We start from the raw sequence: 22086 nt of genomic DNA, 5'->3' as shown, positions 1-22086 counted from the left end.
TATTTTATAAAAGAAAAAACCTAAACTAACCGTAACGGCGTGATACATACGAATCACTCCATTACAAGTCAATTTAGGTTTTGCCTGCCAAACAGTAACAATCCCGTTTATTCAATTACATAATTCATTGCGTTTCGTTACACGATGAATGTGCAACGTTACGTACACTTTTTCATCTTTTGAAAGATGACTATTATGTGCTTTTCGTAAGTATGCTTCAATTTTTTCTGTACAACAATATGCCTCTTCATACTTACTTTTCACTTGCTCGTATAAAAAATCATCATCGGCCGAGTTCAATTCCTTCTGCATTAAACGCTGCGCAAAATATCGTAAATGCGTTACAAAACGACTATAATTAAATGAATTCTCATCTAAGTTCATCTTATAGTGGTACTTTACAACATTTAAAATATCTTGGACGATTTTCGTCATCGCTACCGTTTGTTGCATCGCGGGCTCTCCTTGCTGCGCATTAACGAAATGTAGTGCAATTGACCCTGCTTCATCTTCAGAAAGTCTAAGCCCAGTCTCTTCTTCAATTATGTTCAAAGCTTGTAGACCAATTTCAAACTCTTTCTGATAGAACCTCTTAATCTCCCAAAGCAAAGTATTTTTGAGATCCATTCCTTCTTTATGCCGAGTTAAGGCGAAACTTAAGTGATCCGTTAATGTAAGATAAATATAATCACTTAAAGTCCCCGGCAAAGCGTTCTTAGCAAACTGAATAATTCTCTCTGTAATCTCTAAATTTTCTACAGGAATTTCAGTTAGCAACCTAGCGAGTTTCTCTGATAATTCTTTTGTTTCTAGCACAAAGGTCTTTTCTACCTTAGATTCATCAATCGTATCGCCTACTTTTTTCTGAAATCCCAAACCTCTGCCCATCAGTACAACTTCTGTCACAGTATCCTTCATCGTACAAACAACATTGTTATTTAAGATTTTATGGATTCTCATATTGTTCCGCCTTCTTCTTCTTAAAGTCACAAAAGGTATAAAAAAAACCTAAACTGATTCCAAAAGCCACACTACACCCGTAGCCTCTAGATCAATTTAGGTTTTGCCTGCCGAACAGTAACAATCCTTTTACTTATTAACTTACCTTTATTATACACAAAGAGTAAGCGGTTGCAATAATAAATTATTGAATATTTTTTTACAAAGAAAAATACTATCCGTTAATCAGCTGTTGCTTACATTCATTACAAGACTAAATATATACATCATTATATTTTACAATTACCGTAGATGACTTACGTATTTCACCATATTTATCATCCTGAATAATCAAACATAATTATTAATAAAATTCCATATAGACCCATTAATGGTTAAAATGTTATAATGAAACTACCCTACATAGTTACTCATATTTAGATTGAGGAACTAGCGTCTTATTAAGCAATGCGCATAACTCAAATAAAAAAGACACTTTACAGTGTCTTTTTTATTTATTTTCATAAGAATTATCTCTTTTATAAACAAAATCTATTAAACAACAAAGGAGACTATCGAATGGAGAATACTGTATCGAGAGAACTACGTAACATACGTATATGCCTTATCATCTTGATCATTGTCATTGCATTTTGGGATCGTGAGAAAACTGTGGAAATCACTGATCACGGTAGTGATCCTATCGTAAACACGAGCAATATGACCCAAGTTGGCGATAATACATTTGCCTATAAAGACGAATCTAATCAAATTAAAATATTTAAATTTAACCCAGATACAAATGAAATAAAGCTAATAAAAGAATTTTATGCTAACGAATATTAATGAAATTACATTGGACAAAAGGCACCTCAAGGTGTCTTTTTTATTTTCAAAAGGACCTGCTCACGTTTATACTTCAAAACATAAAGTAAATGGAATCCGTTAAAAAACATGAGTGACCCTTTGTTTTCCCCTCTTATTAAAGGAGGAACTATTATGGGATTTGGTGGTAGTTGCGGCGGAAGCTGCGGTTTTTCTGGAGGATTTGCACTATTAGTTGTATTGTTTATTTTATTAATCATCGTTGGAGCTTCTTGCTTCTGCTAAACAAACTATCGGAAAGACACTCTTATATGGGTGTCTTTTCTTTGTAAACTAAAAAGCATGAGAATAAAAGCCTTTGGTCGTAATTACGACCAAAGGCTTTTTCTATATAAAAAATGAAACATAGTAAAAATAATATAATTACTTATATTGTTTTTCACTTTACAAACTATATCCAAAAAGTTGGATAGCTCCTTTTACTACTCATATTATTAATAAATAAAGCAATAACTACAATAACAAGGGAACCAACTAAAACCGGTGTTACTAAATAACTCCAACTGTATGCTCCTAAAATAACGACAATGGGATCAGCCCCTGCCGGAGGATGCGTTGTTCTCGTTAACATCATAATAGCAATCGACATACCAACTGCTAAAGCAATTGTCCAATATTCATTTCCAAACAAATGATATATTGATAGACCAATGAAAGTTGAAATCAAATGTCCTCCAATAATATTACGCGGCTGAGATAGCGGTGCATTCCAAACTCCAAACGCTAATACACAACTCGCTCCAAATGGAGCCATTAGTAATTCTGTAGAAGTTATACTCGTTAAATATGTTAAGGTGAGAATCGTTAAAAATCCCCCCAATAATCCCGTTAAAGAGTCCTTTATATTTACTTGTAATGGACTTCTTCCTTTCCCTTTCATTTTTGCAAAATATCGTACACTTATTGGTTGATCCTCTTTCTGCTTAGCTGCTGTTATATTACTCATCATTATCCTCCTTTATTTACCAATAATTATATCCCGAACGAACTAACCGGTCAACATTGATTTTAGAGGTTAGTTTAAATACACAGAAAAAAAGAATCAACTGTTATAAGTTGATTCCCTAAACTTCTTCAGATTTTCGAACCTGAAATTTTGCTACCTTTTTTCGGTTCCCACATATTTTCATAGAACACCATTTTCGCTTTCCACTTTTATCTATAAATAATAAAACACAGTCAGGGTTTGAACACCTTTTAAGAGAAATAAGCTCATTTTCTACTATTAACGTTAAAGCATCAAATGCAATTAACGATACAAGTACATCCTCAATTTCTCCAACTGGAATAGGTACTAAACTCTGTTCAATAACTTTATATGTAAATGGTGCCTTCTCAATTTGTTTTTCTAAATACGTAATAAAATCATCAGAGATTTCGTGCTGATCGGCAATTGCCTCAAACTGTTTTCTCAGTAATTCTCTTAGCTCCAGTATGCTAGATGTAACTTGATTCATTCGCTTTTGAATTTCTATAAGTGTTTTTTCGTTCCAAAAAGGAAGATTAACCTTTATTACATGTAGCCATTCTAATACATCTTCATCTGTTATTAATAAATCATAACGTTGTCCACGCCTAACTAACTCTGTATTCACTAAATCTAATGAGAGATTTCCAGATATAAGCGGGAATTGTTTTCTTTCCTGCATGTACTCATCACCTACTCTTTAAACAATCATATTCCAAATTAATACAGAAGTGCAACTTTTTTATAAACTACAAAGTATGAAGACCAAAACCTTTAGCCATAATTACGACTAAAGGCTTTTTTATATGTAAATAAAAAAGGAGCTGACTTTATGGAACATAATAAAAATGGAATGCTTGCTTTAACCGTTTTGTTTGTAGGACTAGCATTTTTTGTTATCGGCATGGTTTATCATTTATGGGGAACAGCTTAAAAATTAATAGTAATCCATTTAGAAGAAATTCAGATACAACATCCGGGTCTTCATCTCATTAAGCACCAATAATCTTTTTCCTAGTCATGAAACCCCTCATAATGCTTCAGGGGTTTCCACCTTAAAACAATTATAAAAAAAGGCCCCATCAATGGGGCGCTCAAAAAAATAATATAAGTAAATGAATTAAAACAAATAACAGACAACTAAAATATATAAGATTAACATCATATAATCTATATATATGCAATATTACATAAAAAATCTTTATTATTACATGCTATACTAAAAAAGGAGTCGACAATCGTTATTTTCTTCTTATTTTTAAAGCAATATGGATATACCTTCTTAACTCATTTGGATTGTACAAGTAAAAGAAGACATCTTACTAGATGTCTTCTTTTCTTATATTTTTATGAATTCCTTTGAGCAGATGCTCTCCAAGCACGAAAAGATGTTGGGTGTCCAGAATGAGCTCTTTGCTTTGCAGCAGCAACAGCTGGTTTTTCTTCAATAGTCGTTGGTTTCTCTTCCACAATCGCTGATTTTTCTTCAAGAGCAATTACAGCTGTTTGTATTTTTTCCAACTGCTCTTTTAAAGCTTGCTGTTCAATCTTTAAATCTGTAAGTAATCGTAAAATCATTTCAGAATTGGCCATAAAGATCCTCCTTCCCCCAATACACAGAATAAAATACAATATGTCATCAGCATAATACCCGTGACAAAAATAAGGTCGTCAACTCTTATAAAATCTAAGCACCTTTTATTTTTCAAAAGGACCTGCTCAAGTTTATCCGTAAAAACATAAAGTAAATTAAATCCATTAATTAATGGTCTTTATGGAAGGAGGAGTTAATATGGGCTATGGAGGTACTTGTGGTGGAGGCTGCGGTTTCGGCGGCGGATTCGCTTTACTTGTTGTACTCTTTATCTTATTAATCATCGTTGGCGCTAGCTGTTGGGGCGGCGGATTCGGCTGCTAATAAGAGGCACTCTTGAGAGTGTCTTTTTTTTGTGTTTTTTGATGTACAACCCTTCTCATTAATAGTTTATCAACGTTAATAGTTAGAGAATAGTATCCTTGTAATTCTCCCTCGAAATTCGCACATTTTAAAATTGACATAGCACTTCATGCACCATATACTGTTAACAACAGTATACTGTCATTAACAGTATAAATCCTAATTCATTCAAGGAGGTATATCCATGAAACATACAGGAAGACATACAGGTGCATTTCTTTTGTTATTTTTAGCTGCGGGTGATAACTATGGCGGGCAATTACTGCAAAAGTGCGAAGAAGAACTTCCCGTCAATCCAATCGATAGCGCTATTTTATATCGCACGCTAAAGAAATTAGAAAACGAAGGTGCAATTGAATCTTATGTAAGTACAGATCATCAAGACAAACCGAGAAAGATGTACAAAATTATGCCTGCTGGAAAGGAACAATTGGCAGAGTTTCAAATGGATATTGAAGAAAAAATGAAGAACTTATCCTTTTTCTTAGACAAATATAACGACTTAAAGGAATCCAATCATGATTAACGGCGTGATTCTTTACACTTTAGCCATTATTCTTACGGGGATTTCTTTTATGAAAGACCGCACGAAAACGAAAGAAGCTTTAATGAAGTCATGGAAAATGTTTCGCAATCTTCTACCTGCGATGCTCTCCATCATGCTCTTCGTTGGCTTATCACTTTCTATATTAACGCCGTCTTTCATCTCTTCTATTATTGGGGAGCAATCTGGATTCATCGGTATTATTTATTCAGCAATACTCGGATCCGTTGCACTTATTCCAAGCTTCGTCGTGTTCCCACTTGGTCATACGTTAGTGCAACACGGCGCAGGACTTCCTCAAGTTGCGGCACTTATGTCTACACTCATGTCAGTAGGGCTTACAACCTTACCGATGGAACAAAAGATATTCGGGCGAAGTTTTGCTTACGCACGTAATGCATCTGCTTTGCTCATGTCTCTCCTATTCTCCTATATCATTTGGGTGGTGATGGTATGAAGGAACTAAAAAAATATCGCTTCTTTTTCATTTTATTACTGGGGCTCTTTGTATTAACTTTTATTAATCAATCTTTAGGATGGAGCGCATTACAACTAACAGGGAATAGCATTTTAGATATGCTGTTTCTCCTTCCCCCTGTCCTAGTATTTGTAGGATTACTTGATCAATGGGTGAAGAAAGAAACGCTCATGAAATATATGGGCGAAAAATCCGGCGTATACGGAATCTTATTCTCTCTATTATTAGGCGGCATTGCAGCTGGTCCTCTCTACGTTGCCTTCCCAATTGCAGCACTACTCCTAAAGAAAGGCGCAAGTATTCGGTATATCGTCTTTTTCTTAGGCGTTTGGACAACTGCGAAATTGCCAATTCTCGTGTATGAATTTTCTTCATTTGGAGCTACTTTTACACTCATTCATATTGGTTTCGGGCTAGTATTCTTTTATGTAATGGGGGTTCTTTTTGAGAGGTTTTATGATCAGGGGCAGTTGCTTCGGTATGATGTTACGGAGGAAATGTAATCAAATTGACCATAAAATAGGAATATGATATATTTTCGGTAGAATACTATATAAGTATGACATCAAATAAAATGGCATATAATAAAAGAAGAGATGCGCTAACATCTCTTCCCTAACTGCTACCGTATAGGGTGGTAGTTATTATAAGTTATTTCTTTTTACGAAACCCACCCTTCTGCTTCCTACGGCGCGGAGTGGGTTTTTTGTTGTCCTTATCTAGAAGTTGCTTCCGCAAAAAATACGCTGAAACTTCGCGCACAGTCGCTTTCAGAAACTCTTTTACAAGATCAATCAAAAACTCCATATTATCACCTCCTTTCCTTCCGAATAGAAAGAAGGGATAACCATCCACCCTCACAATATGCAGTTGACTTTATTTTATCAAATGATTGTAAAGATATTATGTAAACAAAACAGATGAAATTTTACATAGAAAAAAGCCCCTCCCAACTGGGCTTTTTATATACATACTATTACTTCCCAATTGTTCTGAAAAAACCGTCGGTAAATTTATGTTTTAAATATTCTGAATTAATATTAAAATAAAAAATGGGGATAGGGGTATGGGATTTAAAATTTTATACATAACGAGGGAATAGAAATGAAACTACAATTAAAAGCGGATTTAGGGCTACTACTAGTTACATTCTTTTGGGGTGCATCCATCTTACTTACAAAGGTTGGACTTGAAGGCATCGAAGAATACAACTTAATTGCATTACGATTTATCATCGCCTTTCTTTTATCAGGTTTAATATTTTACAAACATTTATTCAAATTCGATTTTGAAACAGTAAAATATGCATTTATACTCGCTTCTGTCTTATTTATCGTTTACATTTTCGCGACATTCGGCACAAAGTATACGAGTGTTTCTAATGCTGGTTTCTTACTATGTCTCACAGTCATTTTCATTCCGATCTTATCAGCTATATTTTTAAAACACATTCCGGAAAAGAAAGTGATAGTAGGAATCTTTTTAACGATAATTGGAATCGGCTTATTAACATTAACGAGCGAATTCAAGATCGGTAATGGCGATATATTTTGCATATTGTCTGCCTTATTTTATGCGATTCACGTCATCATTACTGGTAGCGTAACGAAACATGTGAACTCCATTGCACTTGGAGTCATACAACTCGGTTTCGTCGGCCTATTTAGTCTTATTTTTTCATTCATTATCGAAACGCCAAAACTGCCTAGCACAACCAACTCATGGCTCATCATCCTAGCCTTAAGCATATTTTGCACCGCAGTCGCTTTCATCGTGCAAGTAATCGCCCAGCAATATACGACGCCTACACATACAGGACTTATCTTCTCATTAGAACCTGTCTTTTCCGCAGGCTTCGCTTTCGTTTTCACAGGTGAAACACTTACTGGAAAAGGATACTTAGGCGCGACGCTTATATTAGTGAGTGTTTTGATTGCTGAGGTGGATTTTAAGGGGTTGTTGCGGGTTAATTATAAGAAGAATATGGAATAGTTACTTCGCTAACGTACATAAACATACCCCGAAAATATTCGTTTGTATTATTTTCACCCTATTACCTTAATTTTTTTAGATGCTATCTTTGAATAAGGTAGCATCTAAAATATGTTATAAAGAATTATTATATTTATGTAGCCTGCATAGCTAACCTTTTCTACATTACTTACTGCACATAGTCATACAAATTTTTCGCTAACAATAAACAAGTTACTGTAATGAAAAGAGCACGAACATACCCGCTTCCTTTTTTTATAGCAAATTTGGAGCCAACGACTCCTCCAGCAATTTGAGCAATCCCCATTATAAAACCATACGCATAGTTTACTTGCCCTACATACATAAATATTAACAATGCACCAACATTACTTCCTAAATTAAGAAACTTCGCATTACCTGCTGCTTTTAAAAAATCATATCCAATAAATAAAAGAGCGAACATTAAAAACGAACCTGTGCCAGGCCCTAGAAATCCATCATAAAAACCAATAGCAAAAATAAAAAAGGTAAAAATAATGACGTGTCGACCAGATAATTTCTTATGAGTAGAAATACTACCCCAATCCTTTTTGAATATCGTATAAATAGCCACCGCACCAAGCATTACCAGCATCAATGGCTTCAGTACTTCTGGGTTCATTAAATGAACGGTCCATGCACCTACTATAGAGCCTATAAAAGTGATTGGAAATAATTTCAAAGCCGATTTCAAATCAAGATTACCAGAACGATAAAACACAATATTACTAGTTGCACTCCCCATTGTTGATGCTAGTTTATTCGTGGCTACTGCACTTGCTGGATTCAGCCCTGTAAATAATAAAGCTGGTAAGGCAATCAATCCACCACCACCTACAACTGAATCAATAAATGCAGCTACAAATCCAAAAACAATCAAAATAATTAATATAGATGGGTCTAAATAAAAATCCATACGAGTAGCCTCCCCTTTAGTCACTATTGTAATAGTAACTATCAATTTGCTAAATGTAAAGAGTTATTGTAACGTTGAAATATAAAGTGAAACTTTAATCAGCCCTCACCAATCGGGCTTTTACGGGCAGCCCGACCCCCCACCTAACTTCTTTGCTTCCGCTGAATTTTGAGGTGGGGATCTTACTGCCCGGCAAATAGCGGGATAAAAGCAAACATCGGAGGACGAAAAAAGTGGACTACATAGTACAACAGCTTAAAAAAATTGGTTTTAATGAATATGAAGCTAAATCTTATGTATCTCTTGTTAAACAGGGGCCTGTCACAGCCTACCAAGTGAGTAAGGATTCAGGTGTCCCAAGAGCGCGAATTTATGAGATTTTAGGTAACCTTGTAGAGAAAGGAATTGTCATGAAGGAAGAAATAAATGACACCACTCGCTATTCACCTCTACCTGTTGAAATCTTTTTACAAAAGGCTCAATCAGAATGGCAGTCTACGTATGAAGGAATCAGTGATTCATTAAAAAAACTAGAAACTTCCGAGGAAAAAACGGATAATCGAGTGATTACTTTAAAAGACAAAAAAACAATCATTAGCTATTGTCAGACATTAATAAAAAAAGCAGAAAAACGTATTGTCATTTCAATGTGGGATGAGATGTATGAAGCGTTAAAAGAGGAACTATCTGCGGTCGCTGATAAAGTTACAGTACAAGGTATTACCTTACATGTTGAAAATCCAATTAAAAATCTAGAAGCCCATCGTATCACACCCTATACAGAAACTCGCTCTACAGAACATTGGTTTATTTTATCGATAGATTCTAAAGAGATGATTTATGGACCATCACTTGAAGAGCGTAATGTTGCTTTTTATACAGATGACCCGGTTCATATATACCTATTAGAGGATTATGTATGGCATGATGTATTAGTGAACCGACTTGTCCGACGTAGCCAAGACGATTTGCAGCAATGGATCACTGCAGAGAGAAAATCCTTCTTTATGGGAAAGTAAGAAGGATATTGAAAGAATCAAAGAATAAAGCATAAGTTAATGAAATGAAAAACTTATGCTTTATTTGCAAAGTCATACTCAAGTCTTTCAACTATTTCCCCTCCACAAACCGCCCAAACTCCTTCAAGAATCTCAATTTAAAACTCCCCACAGGCCCATTCCGATGCTTCGCCACATGAATCTCCGTCATCTCTTTTTGCATTGTTTCCTTATCATAATAATCTTCACGATACATAAGCATAATGACATCCGCATCTTGCTCAATTTGTCCTGTCTCTCTTAAATCAGATAAAAGAGGTCGCTTATCTTGACGTGCTTCTACGGAACGAGATAATTGTGACAACGCTACTACACAAACATTTAATTCACGTGCTAATTGTTTAAGTTTACGAGAAATCTCACTAATCTCTTGAAATCGATTGCCCTTATGCTTCGGATCGCCCGTAATAAGCTGCAAGTAATCTACAATAACTAAAACCTTTTTATCACCGTGCTTCCTCTTTAACTTACGAGTTTGCATCCAAATATCTTGCACCGTAACACCTGCATTGTCGTAAATCTCAAATGGCAGTTCACCAATCTCCGCAAACGCCTTACTCACCTTTTCCCAGTCCTCTATCGCAAAACGATGCTTCGGATTTTTCAGCCTACCTCCTGACACTTCGCCCACGCAAGACGCCATCCTTTTTAACAAATGCTTACTACTCATCTCTAACGAAAACAATCCTATCGCCGCTCCAGACTTCGCCGCATGTAGTCCGACATTTAGCGCAAACGCAGTCTTCCCCATAGAAGGACGCGCACCAAGGACGACAAAATCACCTTCTTGCAATCCGCACGTCATTTTATTTAGCGATGTATAACCAGTCTCAATACCAGTAATCTCTTTCGCATCTTGATGAAGCTCTTCATATAAATCAACTAGCGCATCCTTCAAATCAAACTCACATACACAGTCCTTTTCCTCTAACTCACAAAGTGCCGTAATCGTCTCACCAATAATTTTCTCATTCTTCTCCGCAATAAGACGCTCGCCCATCTTGTGCCCGAGAACACCCGCCTGATACATTTTCCAGGCACCTCGAACAAGCCCCTCATAATAAGAGAAGTTGGCAATTGTAGGCACACCATCCATTAACCCTATAAAATACTCCATTCCCCCGATCCCCTCTAAAAACTTCGGATCTACCCTAGAAATGAACGTCACAAGATCAATCGGTTGCCCCTCTTCTTCCATTTTCCGCATTAACTGAAATATAGACTTGTGCACTGACAGAGAAAAATACTGCTCCGTCAAACGGCACTCCTTAATAAGCTCTCCATCAAGTAATAGAGAACCTAACACCGTCTTTTCCGCCTCCACATTTTGAATACTCATGGCCGCCACCCGCGCTCCGCTAAAAAGCGCTGCAACTCTTCCTCAGACGGCGCATTCTTCTCCCACTCCTCACACCTCGCCAAAAACTCCTCCGTCTCCCCCGTACTAACAGACGAATCCTTCTTCCTAAAGCTCGCCGTATCCGCCTCAACCTCACACACTTTCGTAAATCCTTTCCCGTGCCAGCCCCTCAAAATCCCCTTCACATAAGCAACCGTCCGCTTATTATTCTCAAACGCAATTTGAAGAGCCTTCAGCACAAGCTCCTCTGACAAATCTTCCATCCACGCACTCAGTTCCTCCACCGCAAACGGAGACAAACTACCAAAATGTTGCTCATAAAAAGAAAACACGCGACTTCCCGCCTCTTCCTCTATAACCTCTCCTTCCGCCTCTGTCTCCTCGCAAACTGGCTCAACATCATCCACAGCCAAATCACTCGGCATACCGAAATGCGCTAAAAGCATCGGAACATTCAGCTCCTCCTCTACACACTTCTGAAGAAACATATGTACAAACTCCTTATTCTTCACACCCTTCAGCTCACGAAGAACGCACTTCTCCACATTCGTATTCGTCACCGGATTATAACGAAGCCAATTTAAAACGAATAACTCACGAGTATCCGCATCATAAAGAATCTTCCCATAATCAATAAAGCGCTGCACAAGCTTATCAACAGTCTCCCGATTATAACCCGTCTCCATCTCAGCTAACCGCTTTGGAAAAGGAAAAATCCCACACTGCGTCGTCTTCGAACAAGTTAACAAATACACATAAAAATACCGCTCCTCCGGCGTCAAATCCAAAACAAAATCATCCTGCCAAAAATTCACCTGCACAGTACGATACACCGCCATCCCAATTCCTCCCGTCCTAATTCAAAAATGAAAATTTCCTCTTTGTACTATATATAGGAAGGAGGGCCGGGTTTTTGGCGTGTTATTTCAAAATTTTTTTCGACTCCTACTACGGTGTTTGTTGTTGTTTTTGTTTTGTTGTGTTTTTTCTTAGTGATTTATTACTTGGTAGGGGCTTGTAAGGGGCTTAGGAGGGGCTAGTTATCGGTTACTTCGATTAGAAATACTCGATTTGAGAAGCCACCTCGTTCTTCTGTTTTCTTTTTACGGATGCTGTTGATTTCTTCTAGTGTTGTGCCTTCGTGTTCGGCTAGGGCGTTGATTAGTTCTAGTAGGTCGGATAGTTCTTCTAGTTTATGCGGTTTTGTTTTTGCTTCGATATATTCTGTTAGTTCTTCTTGTGTTTTTTTGCAGAGTTCCTCTATGTATTCATCTTCGTTTAGGATTCTTGTTGTGGGTGTTTTTCCGTTGGATTTTATTATTTGTGGGATTTTGTTTCGGATTAGTTTGTTGTAGGTTGGCATGGGATTTTCCTCCGTTTGGTTTTTCTTCTATTATAATGGAAAAGCAGTTTAACTAGTTGTTAAACTGCTGGATTGCTTCTTTTATATAGTTTTCTTCTTCGGTTGTGAAGAGCGTTGGAAATTCGGATAGTGGGAGGTTCGATTTTTGGATTATATCCTCTATATCGCTTTGAGGTGTATCAAGATAGTTCGTTACCTCTTCTATTACATTGAAAAATTCCTTCAAGGTAACTTGAACGTCATGATGACTCGGATCCGTCCCTTCTTCCTTATACTTTTTCAACTTCCCTATCACATCCATAAATCGCCGGTCAAACTTTTCTTTTAATTCCTTATTATTATAAACCGCTTGAACACTTTCTTTTGAAAAATGTTCCTCTAACCATTCCTTATTCTCTTTCTCCCATATAAAAGTTTGCAGAAATGAAGAAAATAAAGCGACATCCACTCGTTCTTCCTCTTGAAATTTCTTCTTCATCTCATCCATTTGCGAAAGCACCTTCGCAATTCTTTCTTGCTCCGCCAAAAGCAATTCCCTTTGAAAATGCATCTGTCTTAAAAAATCTTTAGTCTCTATATCACGCTGCAATATAATATTTTGAATTTCACCAAGCGAAAAACCGAGATGCTTAAACGATTGAATTTGCTATAACACATACAAATCATCTTTCGTATATAACCGATGCCCGCCTTCAGTATAATCACTCGGCTTTAATAAATTAATCTTGTCATAATAACGAAGCGTCCGCACCGTAACATCCCCAACACTTGCAAACTCACTAATCATCCACGCCATATCATCACCTACTCCGCTAACTTCTCTTTCACATACTGAAGCATATGAGAAAAACTCATCTCATTTTGTCTATAATATTGAAACAACCCTAAAACAAGCAATACAAAAGGAACACTCCCTCTATAACGATGTTCATACTCGCTAATACCATCATAAAAGTACTCATATTTTCGTCTTCGTAAAACGATATAAACTGCAATAAACAACAATGCAATCATAACGAAAAATCGCTTTCCCCTTATCTCCACTTCTTGTTTCATCACCTATTCTCCTTCCACTATATACTTATCTTCTTTAAATAACGGAATTCGAATGAAATAACGATATGGTTCGTCGCGCATTACTTTCCACGCAACAAAAATCACTTGAACGATCTCAAAGGCAAACACAATCCAAAACAAAACATCACTAATACGCGAACTAATATTAAATAGAAGAAAAATTAATAAATGAAAGTTGAACGCCTTTCGGCAATGATATTTATACACCTCATTTTTACGTGCCAGTGTGATCTACATGAGTAGTGGTGAAAAGATTCCTATTGCAGCTGAAAGTAGTAGCATGATGATGGTGTTTCTTTTTTCTTTTGTGGTGGTTTTCATGAGTAGTTCGCTCCCCCTTTTGTTTTGTCTTCTTTAGGTTAGGGGGTGACGTTAGGGGAGATGCAAGGGGAATGTATAGAAAAAATTGATTAATATCAATATAGATAAAATTAGACTTTTACCTTGACAGGGTGGCGGTCGCTAGTGCGAGACCAGTCGGGATCATATGAAAAACCCCTTGATAGTCAAGGGGTTTTCTTTATATGGAAAACTTTTGGCTCTTTTTGAAAGACAAACTTTCTACTGTTTGGTCAAGATTTGATCAATAACTCCTTTTTCGATCAATAGTTAGTTTAAATGAATTTTAATTAATGACCTACATTACCAATAACGCCACTAATTTTGAAATATATGAAATATAATAGAGCAAAAAATAGATTCTCTAAAGATACGAGTATAGCGATTAAGGATTCGTCCCCTTATAGTCTATCAATAAAAAACGCAAAAAAAACTTGAAAAATTAAGTTTTTTACCTTCCTCTACTCTACTGCTCAAAATGATTACATTTCTAAAATCTAAAAAATATCTCATTGATTAAAATTATCCTGATTCCCTACAAAAGTTACTTTATTTTTTTATACTATTGTAAAGAGCATTATACTGTTCAATATCTTTTTTTTGAATGGTATCTAGTATTAACAACGCATCCTTTTGAAATTCCGGAATATCGATCGGCTTCGATAACCGATCAAACTGTTCTTCACCATGTGAGTATTCATTATTAATCCTTTGCATAAAAGCAACTTGTTGTGACGATTCTCCAAAGAACCTATTTATTCTATCATCATTTTTAATCTTAATATCTGGGTACTTAAAAAACAGATAGCTTTCTAAGAATTTCCGTGCATTGTTAGGAAAATTATAGAAGACATGATAATTCTCCTCACCCTGTACCTCGTTTGCCACTCTATAGATCTGTTCAAAGAGAAAAACAAATTCCGTAACATACTCTCGCATATATTTTGGCATATCTACTAACTTACTATTGGCATTACTCTTATCTGTTAATAATCGTTCAATCATAAAATAATTCTTCCTTCTACTTGCTCTACGAAGGTACTTTAGAAAGTCCATATTGTGAGTAGATATAAAGATTTGTTTATATTTATCTTGATTGATTTCAGAATCAATTAAGCTAAATATAGAAAAAATATTGCTAGAATCCAAGCTACAAATTGGATCATCAATAAAAATTATGTAGTCATCTTTATCACTAGCAGGAATATCTTTTAATTGAGCTAAGAAATAACTAAATGATATTAGCGTTTGTTCTCCCTCACTTAAATTATAAGCAATCTCCCCCTCCCTTTTAATCACAAAAGTACTTTTACTACCTACTTTTTCAACTTCAAGAGTAAGCTCTGGGTGCCCTAAAGAAACCCTAAGATATTCATTAACTTTTTCTGCTGCTTTCAGTTCATCATTTAAAAGAGTTCTTAAATACGCAATGTTGGACTCTATTTCTTTTATACTTTTTTTCACCGTACTTAACTCTTCCTTTTTCTCTTTTAAAAGTTCTCTTTGATGTTCAATTCTCTTTAATTCTTCACCGTATCTTATTTCATCAATGAAGTTTTTAATGTTATTTAATCGCAACTTTCTAACAGCTTCTTCTTTTTTATCAGTTATACTGTTACTATAATCATTATTTTGTTTAATAATGTTATTCATCTCTACTATGCAACTAACTAAAAGTTCCTGCGAATTGTTTAAAGCACTCTTATCAAGACTATACTCATTGTAGATATTATTAAATCTTAGCCTTAGTAAACCTAATATATCATCTAAATCACTCAAGTATTTATTTTTTAGTTCGTTCCATTCATTTATTAAATTTTGATAACCACTTTGAAATTCAATATAAAAATCATTTATATGGTTAGGCACTATATATTCTATTTCATCTCTGTGCCCTTCCATTTGTTTTACTAATTTATTTATTTCTGTTTTATGAGATTCAGCTTCTTTTGTAAAGTGTTCACCTAACTTTTCCCAAAGAAATGTAGTCAGCTCTGAATCACAAAACGCACATCGGTCTCTCTTATTTTTATGATGATCTATCCCTTCTCTAACCCAATTTTGCAAATCCGAGTTATCAAGCAAGTCCTTAATTGATTGACTGGGACTAATGGATTTTCTTAGCCGTTCATTGCTTGCCTCAATATATTCCTCTAGTTTAAATACAGGCTGTTTTATTTCAGCTAGTGAATTTTTATGTTCTTCAACTAAAATTTTCTTCATTCTATCTGATTCATCAACTGATAATTCTTTTGCTAATCTCAATTCAGCTTTAATATCTCTAATATTATAGTCACTTTTAACCCCTATCTTAAATAATGTTGAATCCCTTTTTATATTTCTCGCTCTTTCACGGAGCTTATCATCTAAAGACTTTTCAAGGTCTTCTAGTCCTTTTTTTAAAGTTTCGCACTTACTTATAATCCCTAGTTTTTCATTATTACCATTAAGCTTAAGCTTGTTTGACTGTAACTCGATATTAGCTTCTGAAATTTTTCTTTCTGTTTCGACATTTTGTTCTCCTAATATTGCGAAAGGTATAATTTCACCTTCTTTGTTAGAAAGAAAACTTAGATTTTCAGTTTTAAAATCATAATTGTATACACGTAACTTTAGGTCTGAACTAGCTAACTGTAAATGACTTAAAGACCTTTTATCCAATAATTCAACATTAAACTTTCCATCTTCAAAATCTGCATGTAATTTCTTCTGCTCTAAAGACCTAAATATTCTAGACAAAGTGGTTTTACCTGAATAATTTCTTCCGTAAATAATATTAAATGTACCTAGTAATGAACTAACATTTTTGGTCCATTTAAAATCTTTGAATGATCCAAAACTTTCAATATTTATTTTCTCAATCAAAATAGTACCTTCTTTCAATATATTAATTAAACGTATAATGAATTTACAAACATGTTCAGACCGGATCAAATGTAAAAATGGAATTGTCAACGAAATACATTTGATGCCCTTTCCATTTAATTTACTAAAAAAATTATCCATTGCCTCCATTTAGGATGGGCTTATGATCTTAAGTTCAACTGCATTTAATAAGATATTTTTAATATCCTTGTAATGGTTAGAATAAATATTATTTAATAGTTTCATATTCTCTCTCCCTCACATGGACCTGTAACAAATTTCCTATTTCAGTATACATTATTTAACACATACCTTCCATTTTAAAAAGCGAAAGCTTCCTCGATGAAATCGAGGAAGCTTTCGCTTTTTTCATGTATAATGATTGTACTAATTCTAGGTGGTGTCTCGGATGATTTCTAACCAACAATCTCTTAACCTCAGTCCATTTATGGCGATTTACGATATCGTTGTACCAAAGGATAATATGCTTCGTCAATTCAATGAACTGGTAGACTTTTCTTTTGTTTTAGAAGAACTACAAGATAAATATTGTCTCGATAACGATCGCAACGCAGTGCCCCCTGTTCGTATGTTTAAATACTTATTACTAAAATCTATTTTTGATTTATCAGATGTAGATGTTGTAGAACGCTCAAAATACGATATGTCCTTTAAATATTTCTTAGATATGGCACCAGAAGATACGGTCATTGACCCTAGTTCATTAACGAAGTTCCGCAAGCTTCGTCTAACAGATATAGGTTTACTTGACATGCTCATTCAAAAAACAGTGGAAATTGCACTCGAAAAAAACTTGATTAAAAATAAATCTATTATTGTTAATGCCACGCATACAAAAGCACGCTTCAATCAAAAATCACCGAAAGAATGAAGGAAAAGTTTCCACCAAAAACAATGACAGATGACTTAAGTGACGAACTTGAATATTGTCAAAAAGTGATTGAAACAGTAGAAAAAGAGGAAATCATTCGTGAATATCCAAATGTGAAAGAAAAACTGAATTATTTAAAAGAAATCGTAGAAGATCACCAAGAATACCTTCAATTTTCGCAAGATCCTGATGCACGAATTGGGCATAAAACAGCGGATTCTTCTTTCTTTGGTTATAAAACACATATTGCGATGAATGAAGAACGCATCATTACAGCTGCGGTGATTACAACGGGTGAAAAAAGCGATGGAAAATACCTTCAAACATTGATTGAAAAAACTCGTGAAACAGGGATGGAAATTGATACAGTTATTGGAGATACTGCTTATTCGGAGAAAAATAATATTCAATACGCCAACCAAAATCAATTACAATTAGTATCGAAATTAAACCCTATTGTGACACAAGGACCGCGTCAAAAAGAAGATGAATTTGAGTTTAATAAAGATGCCGGTATGTATGTCTGTAAAGCTGGACATATGACATATGGCTGTTCGTAGAGCACGCACAGGTAAAAAAGGAACAAACAATAATCAAAGTCATACCTACTATTTTGATATTGAAAAATGCAAGGTATGCCCATTCAAAAGTGGGTGTTACAAAGAAGGCGCTAAAAGTAAAACATATTCTGTAACAATAAAATCCACTGAACATAAGGAACAACAAGCATTTCAAGAAAGTGCATATTTTAAAGAAAAGGGGAAAGAGCGTTATAAAATTGAAGCGAAAAATAGTGAACTTAAGCATAGACACTGGTATGATGTGGCATCTTCCTCGGGTCCGATTGGCATGCAACTGCAAGGTGCAATGGCTATATTCGCTGTTAATTTAAAACGAATCCTAACCTTGATGAAAGAAACAAAGTAAAAAAGAATGAAAAGTCGCCTTTCTTGTTTTGCATCTGGTTTATCAACCAAAAAACGTAAATTTTTCAGTGGCCTCGTTTTCAACGAACGTCTTTTTTTACTTATTGTGGAACATACACGTTCCCCATTGATTATGCGCAACGATAATGGAAGCAGCATTTGAAATAATTGCTGGTTTCAGCACCTCTCTCGGATGAACGATACTGGCATTTAAGCTGCTAATATGATAAACATTAATGGCCGTTGGTTGATTTTTAGTATCTAGACAAAGTACAATGAAATACTCTCGATCTACTTCTCCTAAAAACTGCTTCAACAATACATTTGAACCTTCTGGAGATTTAATTCTTCTTTCCTTATAAAGAAGACTCACCTCTTTTACCATTTTTAGGCGAACGATGTTTACTCTTTTTGCTGGTTTGTTTATACCAACAGGTGTTTCCAATAATTCCAGCTGTTTCCCTAGTTTTACTTTATAACATTCCATCTCTTCTTCCTCCAATCATAACGAAAGTGTTGCTCCTCATACTTAAAAGAACAACCCTTCTTGTACTAATTCATGTAAATAATATATACTTATTAGATTGGAGTTTACCTTTAACTTAACAATAAATATTTGTACCTTAATTTATGTATAATCCAGGAGCAACGCTATAATAGTTGACTTACTTTTTCCAATCCCATTTTTTCCATACTACTTGATCCCCGTATTTTTTTTGTACTTCATCTTTTAACATCCATAAGAAATTACATGAGTTTTCAAATTCCTCAGTCAGACAACCTGAAACAAATTGATGACAATTATCGAAAAGTACATGATAGTTTCGGCTCTTTCCCAATTTTTCTATGGCTCTTGCTCCAACATCAGCAAAACCAATTTCCCAATCATGTTTATTGTCATAGGGAATGTAAATTTCATAGTTAAATGTAGTTATATGACTAGTAAATTCTTCAAAGGTATTTTCAATAATTTCTCCTCTTGCATTAAGTGCAATTATTCTGTCATTTCCTATATAAATACCCGAATGTCCACTAATACCAAAACCAATTTCAGTAAAAACTGGAGTACCAAAGCTTGGTCGGATATCTTTTGGTTCGTTAAACCATTTGGATGGTGCATCAATAACCTTATCGACTGACTCTACCGCTTCATCCACAATTTTAAAAGCAATTTTTAATGGTTCCGTAACTACAAAGCCCACCAAATCAAAAAACTCCCTCATCATTTACTTAAACCTCCATTAATTAGATTCTCAAATTCATTTTATTAACACTCTTAGTAAATCAGTTTAAACAGAAGCATCCTCCTTTCTTCCAAATAAAAAAGATGAAATCAACAAGGTTAAATTAGAAAGTTAAAGAGGGACAAGACTAAAAGCCCTATTTACCATTTATACTTTCATATTTTTTTACCGTATTATTGATTTCATCTTATTATTATTGATTAATTTATTTTGCCAACATCTATGGTTGTTATTCTCTTTATAACCAAAATGGAAGTAAGATATACACCCAACAACTTTAAAATTATTAAAATCTTTATAAGTCAAAAATCCCTACCGAGTATCATAAGGAAAGTTTTCATATTCCCCCTTTTTTACATGTACAACTGTTTACATTATTGCTACTGTACAACTCATTTAACTTTTATCTCAAATGATTGAAAGCAAGCTCCTTTTTATCTTAAAGGTTCATTGTTATTTACAATATCGTCCACCGATTGATACATAAGAACAAAGTTAATTTTGACCATAAAATATTCATTAACATATAGAGAAATAGAGCAAAATATCAGAATGATTGGAAGTAATTTTTCTACGGTATTTTGCTCAACAAAAAAATTCATTTAAATTAAAGTATAAATTAAAAAACAAGTCTTTCTAGAACATCGTTCCAAACTTCTTCTTTAATTGTATTACTATTAAAATTGTGCGACGGACTTAATCTACCGGATATACGTAAACCTTCTATATCTTCATATTTGTTTAATATGTACTCAAAATCAAATTTACTTATTACTTTTGATGGGTCACCTAAAGGAATTATTTCAAATGGCAAGATAAATTCCCCATTCCAAATTTCATTCTCTGTTACGTCTTTTGCTTTAGATTTGACAACAAAAGGAACTGTAAATTCTTGTTTTTTAGAATTATAGAGCATACCAAAACTACCTATTAACATATTTTCTGATTTTGTTTTATAACCTTTATTAATACTTTCTTTATCACTTGGCTTAACCGCCCATTTTTTTCCACCAACAGATGCCCAAGCATTGGTAATATTGTAGCTTGAAAAAATATAAATTTTCATATCATCTTCCTCCTTATTAATGTAGTAGTATTTATTATATTTTTAAATTTCAGCTTAGAACAACCTTATTCTAATTACTGTTCGGTTAACCGTAACTAATCTAAACGATGTTTCTAATAATTTCTTACCATTGCTCTAAAAGAGATATATTGTTAGCTGTTATCAGATAAACTATAAGCATTCCATCATCGTTACTGTTATTAAGAACAATAGGAAACTGAACGCTTTCGTTTACTCTCAATAATCCTAAGGTTCTTGATCCAGCCCCTTTATAATTTTTGGTTGAGCAATAATCTTTCACAACATTTATTGTATCTTTCCACCCAGTATCATCATTTAATAGACGTCCGGAAAGATCATTAGGCGATAAAAGATCCACCAACTCCTCAATAAAACAAAGGTTATTTGTATCATCCCTGAGTTCCTTAGTTCTATATCTATCTTTAGCATCTAATCCATGTTTTGTATTCTCAACATAGAGATATCGCGCCCCTTTATGTGGTTGCTTTGGCTTCACGTCATAGTACTTCGGTATATCGGGTATCGTAAATTTAAATTCTGGCCATTTGCTATATAGAATATCTTGTTCTTCATTTTTAGAATCCCCACTGGTTGTCTTTACTTGATAAAGTAATGCACGTTCCATGCAACTTCCATCAGTATTATAGTCTATATGAATAAACATTAAGTCTCCTAGTTCACAACCCTGATGTGTTCCAATACGCTTAATTCGTGGATGACCATGAGTAAAATTTGAAAACATAAATAATTTTTTAGAGGTATATCTATCGTATATACCTTCCCACTCCCTTTTTAAGTCTAAGAAGTTTTTATGCATACTTTTGACTATTGCAGTTTCTTGTGTTGAGCCAGCATTTTTGTAAACAGCGTTAAAATAATCCACTGCTGATAAAAATAATTCAGTCCTCAAATGATCCCTTTTCTTCCGAAATGGGATTTTTTTCATAAAAAATCTAATTGACTTAAACAAATTAACCACTTTAGATACACATCCTTACACCCTTATACTTTTATATCAAGAATTGCAAATTCCACAGTAAGCTGAATTTTACCTGCCCCCAAATTTAATACACTAAAAGTTTTCCCTCCATTATTCTTTGTAATAGACACTGATGAATCATATGTCCCTTTTTAAGCCTGAATATTCACATTTCACTCTCATTAAACATACTTAAT

Annotated in this window: 22 protein-coding genes and 4 pseudogenes; 9 read left to right on the top strand and 17 right to left on the bottom strand. The window is 34.6% G+C overall.

From position 1 onward, the window contains the following. Positions 1 to 111: 111 nt before the first annotated feature. Entirely contained in the window at positions 112 to 960 is an 849-nt protein-coding gene (licT, locus tag AC3WTA_RS12445) for a BglG family transcription antiterminator LicT (RefSeq protein WP_001219873.1), read from the bottom strand. 558 nt (positions 961 to 1518) lie between these two features. On the opposite strand from licT, the gene AC3WTA_RS12440 reads away from it, so the two are divergent. Both AC3WTA_RS12440 and AC3WTA_RS12435 read left to right on the top strand, forming a co-directional pair. Next, positions 1519 to 1785: a YmzC family protein gene (locus AC3WTA_RS12440; protein ID WP_000432379.1), complete on the top strand. Its 267-nt coding sequence runs from the start codon at positions 1519 to 1521 to the stop codon at positions 1783 to 1785. A gap of 153 nt (positions 1786 to 1938) precedes the next feature. Beyond that, the gene (locus AC3WTA_RS12435; RefSeq protein ID WP_000505686.1) at positions 1939 to 2049 is read left to right on the top strand and encodes a YjcZ family sporulation protein; all 111 of its coding nucleotides are present in this window, start codon (positions 1939 to 1941) and stop codon (positions 2047 to 2049) included. A 166-nt stretch (positions 2050 to 2215) separates the two neighbouring features. Here the strand turns inward: AC3WTA_RS12435 and AC3WTA_RS12430 are convergent, their stop codons facing one another. The 3 genes from AC3WTA_RS12430 to AC3WTA_RS12420 all read right to left on the bottom strand — a co-directional run bounded on the left by AC3WTA_RS12430 (position 2216) and on the right by AC3WTA_RS12420 (position 4384). Beyond that, entirely contained in the window at positions 2216 to 2770 is a 555-nt protein-coding gene (locus tag AC3WTA_RS12430) for an HPP family protein (protein ID WP_000065737.1), read from the bottom strand. A 118-nt stretch (positions 2771 to 2888) separates the two neighbouring features. After that, positions 2889 to 3473, bottom strand: coding sequence for a CGNR zinc finger domain-containing protein (locus AC3WTA_RS12425; protein WP_097860122.1), 585 nt, complete (start codon positions 3471 to 3473; stop codon positions 2889 to 2891). A gap of 665 nt (positions 3474 to 4138) precedes the next feature. Continuing rightward, positions 4139 to 4384: a hypothetical protein gene (locus AC3WTA_RS12420; protein WP_000013662.1), complete on the bottom strand. Its 246-nt coding sequence runs from the start codon at positions 4382 to 4384 to the stop codon at positions 4139 to 4141. A gap of 199 nt (positions 4385 to 4583) precedes the next feature. Between AC3WTA_RS12420 and AC3WTA_RS12415 the strand changes: the two genes are divergently transcribed. The 4 genes from AC3WTA_RS12415 (at position 4584) to AC3WTA_RS12400 (ending at position 6273) form a co-directional block, all read left to right on the top strand. Continuing rightward, a complete protein-coding gene (locus tag AC3WTA_RS12415; protein WP_000540385.1) occupies positions 4584 to 4709 on the top strand; it encodes a YjcZ family sporulation protein in 126 nt (41 codons plus the stop codon). A 223-nt stretch (positions 4710 to 4932) separates the two neighbouring features. Continuing rightward, on the top strand, positions 4933 to 5274 hold the full coding sequence (locus AC3WTA_RS12410) for a PadR family transcriptional regulator (protein WP_098251792.1): 342 nt from the start codon (positions 4933 to 4935) through the stop codon (positions 5272 to 5274). Further along, positions 5267 to 5749, top strand: a complete 483-nt coding sequence (locus tag AC3WTA_RS12405) for a hypothetical protein (protein WP_098251793.1) — start codon at positions 5267 to 5269, stop codon at positions 5747 to 5749. The genes AC3WTA_RS12410 and AC3WTA_RS12405 overlap by 8 nt, the downstream gene beginning before the upstream one ends. After that, positions 5746 to 6273, top strand: a complete 528-nt coding sequence (locus tag AC3WTA_RS12400) for a permease (RefSeq protein ID WP_492332900.1) — start codon at positions 5746 to 5748, stop codon at positions 6271 to 6273. The genes AC3WTA_RS12405 and AC3WTA_RS12400 overlap by 4 nt, the downstream gene beginning before the upstream one ends. A gap of 148 nt (positions 6274 to 6421) precedes the next feature. Here AC3WTA_RS12400 and AC3WTA_RS12395 read toward each other — a convergent pair whose 3' ends face one another. Beyond that, entirely contained in the window at positions 6422 to 6577 is a 156-nt protein-coding gene (locus AC3WTA_RS12395; RefSeq protein ID WP_016136571.1) for a hypothetical protein, read from the bottom strand. 297 nt (positions 6578 to 6874) lie between these two features. On the opposite strand from AC3WTA_RS12395, the gene AC3WTA_RS12390 reads away from it, so the two are divergent. Further along, the gene (locus AC3WTA_RS12390) at positions 6875 to 7762 is read left to right on the top strand and encodes a DMT family transporter (RefSeq protein WP_098222598.1); all 888 of its coding nucleotides are present in this window, start codon (positions 6875 to 6877) and stop codon (positions 7760 to 7762) included. A gap of 169 nt (positions 7763 to 7931) precedes the next feature. Here the strand turns inward: AC3WTA_RS12390 and AC3WTA_RS12385 are convergent, their stop codons facing one another. Further along, positions 7932 to 8699, bottom strand: coding sequence for a TSUP family transporter (locus tag AC3WTA_RS12385; RefSeq protein ID WP_064469163.1), 768 nt, complete (start codon positions 8697 to 8699; stop codon positions 7932 to 7934). A gap of 233 nt (positions 8700 to 8932) precedes the next feature. On the opposite strand from AC3WTA_RS12385, the gene AC3WTA_RS12380 reads away from it, so the two are divergent. After that, positions 8933 to 9718, top strand: coding sequence for a TrmB family transcriptional regulator (locus AC3WTA_RS12380; protein WP_098080475.1), 786 nt, complete (start codon positions 8933 to 8935; stop codon positions 9716 to 9718). A 91-nt stretch (positions 9719 to 9809) separates the two neighbouring features. Here AC3WTA_RS12380 and dnaB read toward each other — a convergent pair whose 3' ends face one another. From dnaB to AC3WTA_RS12345, 7 genes and pseudogenes are all read right to left on the bottom strand, one after another. Further along, entirely contained in the window at positions 9810 to 11096 is a 1287-nt protein-coding gene (dnaB, locus tag AC3WTA_RS12375; protein ID WP_431122993.1) for a replicative DNA helicase, read from the bottom strand. Further along, positions 11093 to 11956: a DnaD domain-containing protein gene (locus AC3WTA_RS12370; protein WP_098633526.1), complete on the bottom strand. Its 864-nt coding sequence runs from the start codon at positions 11954 to 11956 to the stop codon at positions 11093 to 11095. The genes dnaB and AC3WTA_RS12370 overlap by 4 nt, the downstream gene beginning before the upstream one ends. Before the next feature lie 197 nt (positions 11957 to 12153). After that, a complete protein-coding gene (locus AC3WTA_RS12365) occupies positions 12154 to 12480 on the bottom strand; it encodes a nucleoside triphosphate pyrophosphohydrolase (RefSeq protein ID WP_492332899.1) in 327 nt (108 codons plus the stop codon). A gap of 52 nt (positions 12481 to 12532) precedes the next feature. Further along, positions 12533 to 13276, bottom strand: a pseudogene (locus AC3WTA_RS12360) (MerR family transcriptional regulator). An 8-nt stretch (positions 13277 to 13284) separates the two neighbouring features. Then, complete coding sequence (locus AC3WTA_RS12355) at positions 13285 to 13536, bottom strand: hypothetical protein (protein ID WP_447614195.1); 252 nt, start codon at positions 13534 to 13536, stop codon at positions 13285 to 13287. A gap of 3 nt (positions 13537 to 13539) precedes the next feature. Next, positions 13540 to 13878 (bottom strand): annotated as a pseudogene (locus tag AC3WTA_RS12350) (magnetosome magnetite crystal formation protein family). Positions 13879 to 14445: 567 nt separating this feature from the next. Continuing rightward, positions 14446 to 16761, bottom strand: coding sequence for an AAA family ATPase (locus AC3WTA_RS12345; RefSeq protein ID WP_492332898.1), 2316 nt, complete (start codon positions 16759 to 16761; stop codon positions 14446 to 14448). Positions 16762 to 17170: 409 nt separating this feature from the next. Here AC3WTA_RS12345 and AC3WTA_RS12340 point away from each other — a divergent pair. Then, positions 17171 to 18580: pseudogene (locus tag AC3WTA_RS12340) on the top strand (IS1182 family transposase). 129 nt (positions 18581 to 18709) lie between these two features. Here the strand turns inward: AC3WTA_RS12340 and AC3WTA_RS12335 are convergent. The 4 genes and pseudogenes from AC3WTA_RS12335 to AC3WTA_RS12320 all read right to left on the bottom strand — a co-directional run. Beyond that, positions 18710 to 19066: pseudogene (locus AC3WTA_RS12335) on the bottom strand (JAB domain-containing protein); the annotation flags it as partial. A gap of 178 nt (positions 19067 to 19244) precedes the next feature. Next, positions 19245 to 19805 carry a C40 family peptidase gene (locus AC3WTA_RS12330; protein WP_447614198.1) on the bottom strand — a complete coding sequence of 187 codons (561 nt, stop codon included), beginning with the start codon at positions 19803 to 19805 and terminating at the stop codon, positions 19245 to 19247. A 637-nt stretch (positions 19806 to 20442) separates the two neighbouring features. Continuing rightward, a complete protein-coding gene (locus AC3WTA_RS12325; RefSeq protein WP_447614199.1) occupies positions 20443 to 20889 on the bottom strand; it encodes a hypothetical protein in 447 nt (148 codons plus the stop codon). Positions 20890 to 21013: 124 nt separating this feature from the next. Then, a complete protein-coding gene (locus tag AC3WTA_RS12320; RefSeq protein ID WP_492332897.1) occupies positions 21014 to 21880 on the bottom strand; it encodes a hypothetical protein in 867 nt (288 codons plus the stop codon). Positions 21881 to 22086 lie beyond the last annotated feature (206 nt).

This window comes from Bacillus sp. EB106-07-01-XG149 (genome assembly GCF_058791555.1).
The sequence above is the reverse complement of the archived record's forward strand: the minus strand, read 5'-3'. Positions and strand labels throughout refer to the sequence as shown.

Coding starts and splice junctions, on each gene's coding strand:
- licT (WP_001219873.1), bottom strand. CDS start 960: ATGAGAATCCATAAAATCTTAAATAACAATGTTGTTTGTACGATGAAG.
- AC3WTA_RS12440 (WP_000432379.1), top strand. CDS start 1,519: ATGGAGAATACTGTATCGAGAGAACTACGTAACATACGTATATGCCTT.
- AC3WTA_RS12435 (WP_000505686.1), top strand. CDS start 1,939: ATGGGATTTGGTGGTAGTTGCGGCGGAAGCTGCGGTTTTTCTGGAGGA.
- AC3WTA_RS12430 (WP_000065737.1), bottom strand. CDS start 2,770: ATGAGTAATATAACAGCAGCTAAGCAGAAAGAGGATCAACCAATAAGT.
- AC3WTA_RS12425 (WP_097860122.1), bottom strand. CDS start 3,473: ATGCAGGAAAGAAAACAATTCCCGCTTATATCTGGAAATCTCTCATTA.
- AC3WTA_RS12420 (WP_000013662.1), bottom strand. CDS start 4,384: ATGGCCAATTCTGAAATGATTTTACGATTACTTACAGATTTAAAGATT.
- AC3WTA_RS12415 (WP_000540385.1), top strand. CDS start 4,584: ATGGGCTATGGAGGTACTTGTGGTGGAGGCTGCGGTTTCGGCGGCGGA.
- AC3WTA_RS12410 (WP_098251792.1), top strand. CDS start 4,933: ATGAAACATACAGGAAGACATACAGGTGCATTTCTTTTGTTATTTTTA.
- AC3WTA_RS12405 (WP_098251793.1), top strand. CDS start 5,267: ATGATTAACGGCGTGATTCTTTACACTTTAGCCATTATTCTTACGGGG.
- AC3WTA_RS12400 (WP_492332900.1), top strand. CDS start 5,746: ATGAAGGAACTAAAAAAATATCGCTTCTTTTTCATTTTATTACTGGGG.
- AC3WTA_RS12395 (WP_016136571.1), bottom strand. CDS start 6,577: ATGGAGTTTTTGATTGATCTTGTAAAAGAGTTTCTGAAAGCGACTGTG.
- AC3WTA_RS12390 (WP_098222598.1), top strand. CDS start 6,875: ATGAAACTACAATTAAAAGCGGATTTAGGGCTACTACTAGTTACATTC.
- AC3WTA_RS12385 (WP_064469163.1), bottom strand. CDS start 8,699: ATGGATTTTTATTTAGACCCATCTATATTAATTATTTTGATTGTTTTT.
- dnaB (WP_431122993.1), bottom strand. CDS start 11,096: ATGAGTATTCAAAATGTGGAGGCGGAAAAGACGGTGTTAGGTTCTCTA.
- AC3WTA_RS12370 (WP_098633526.1), bottom strand. CDS start 11,956: ATGGCGGTGTATCGTACTGTGCAGGTGAATTTTTGGCAGGATGATTTT.
- AC3WTA_RS12365 (WP_492332899.1), bottom strand. CDS start 12,480: ATGCCAACCTACAACAAACTAATCCGAAACAAAATCCCACAAATAATA.
- AC3WTA_RS12355 (WP_447614195.1), bottom strand. CDS start 13,536: ATGAAACAAGAAGTGGAGATAAGGGGAAAGCGATTTTTCGTTATGATT.
- AC3WTA_RS12330 (WP_447614198.1), bottom strand. CDS start 19,805: ATGATGAGGGAGTTTTTTGATTTGGTGGGCTTTGTAGTTACGGAACCA.
- AC3WTA_RS12325 (WP_447614199.1), bottom strand. CDS start 20,889: ATGAAAATTTATATTTTTTCAAGCTACAATATTACCAATGCTTGGGCA.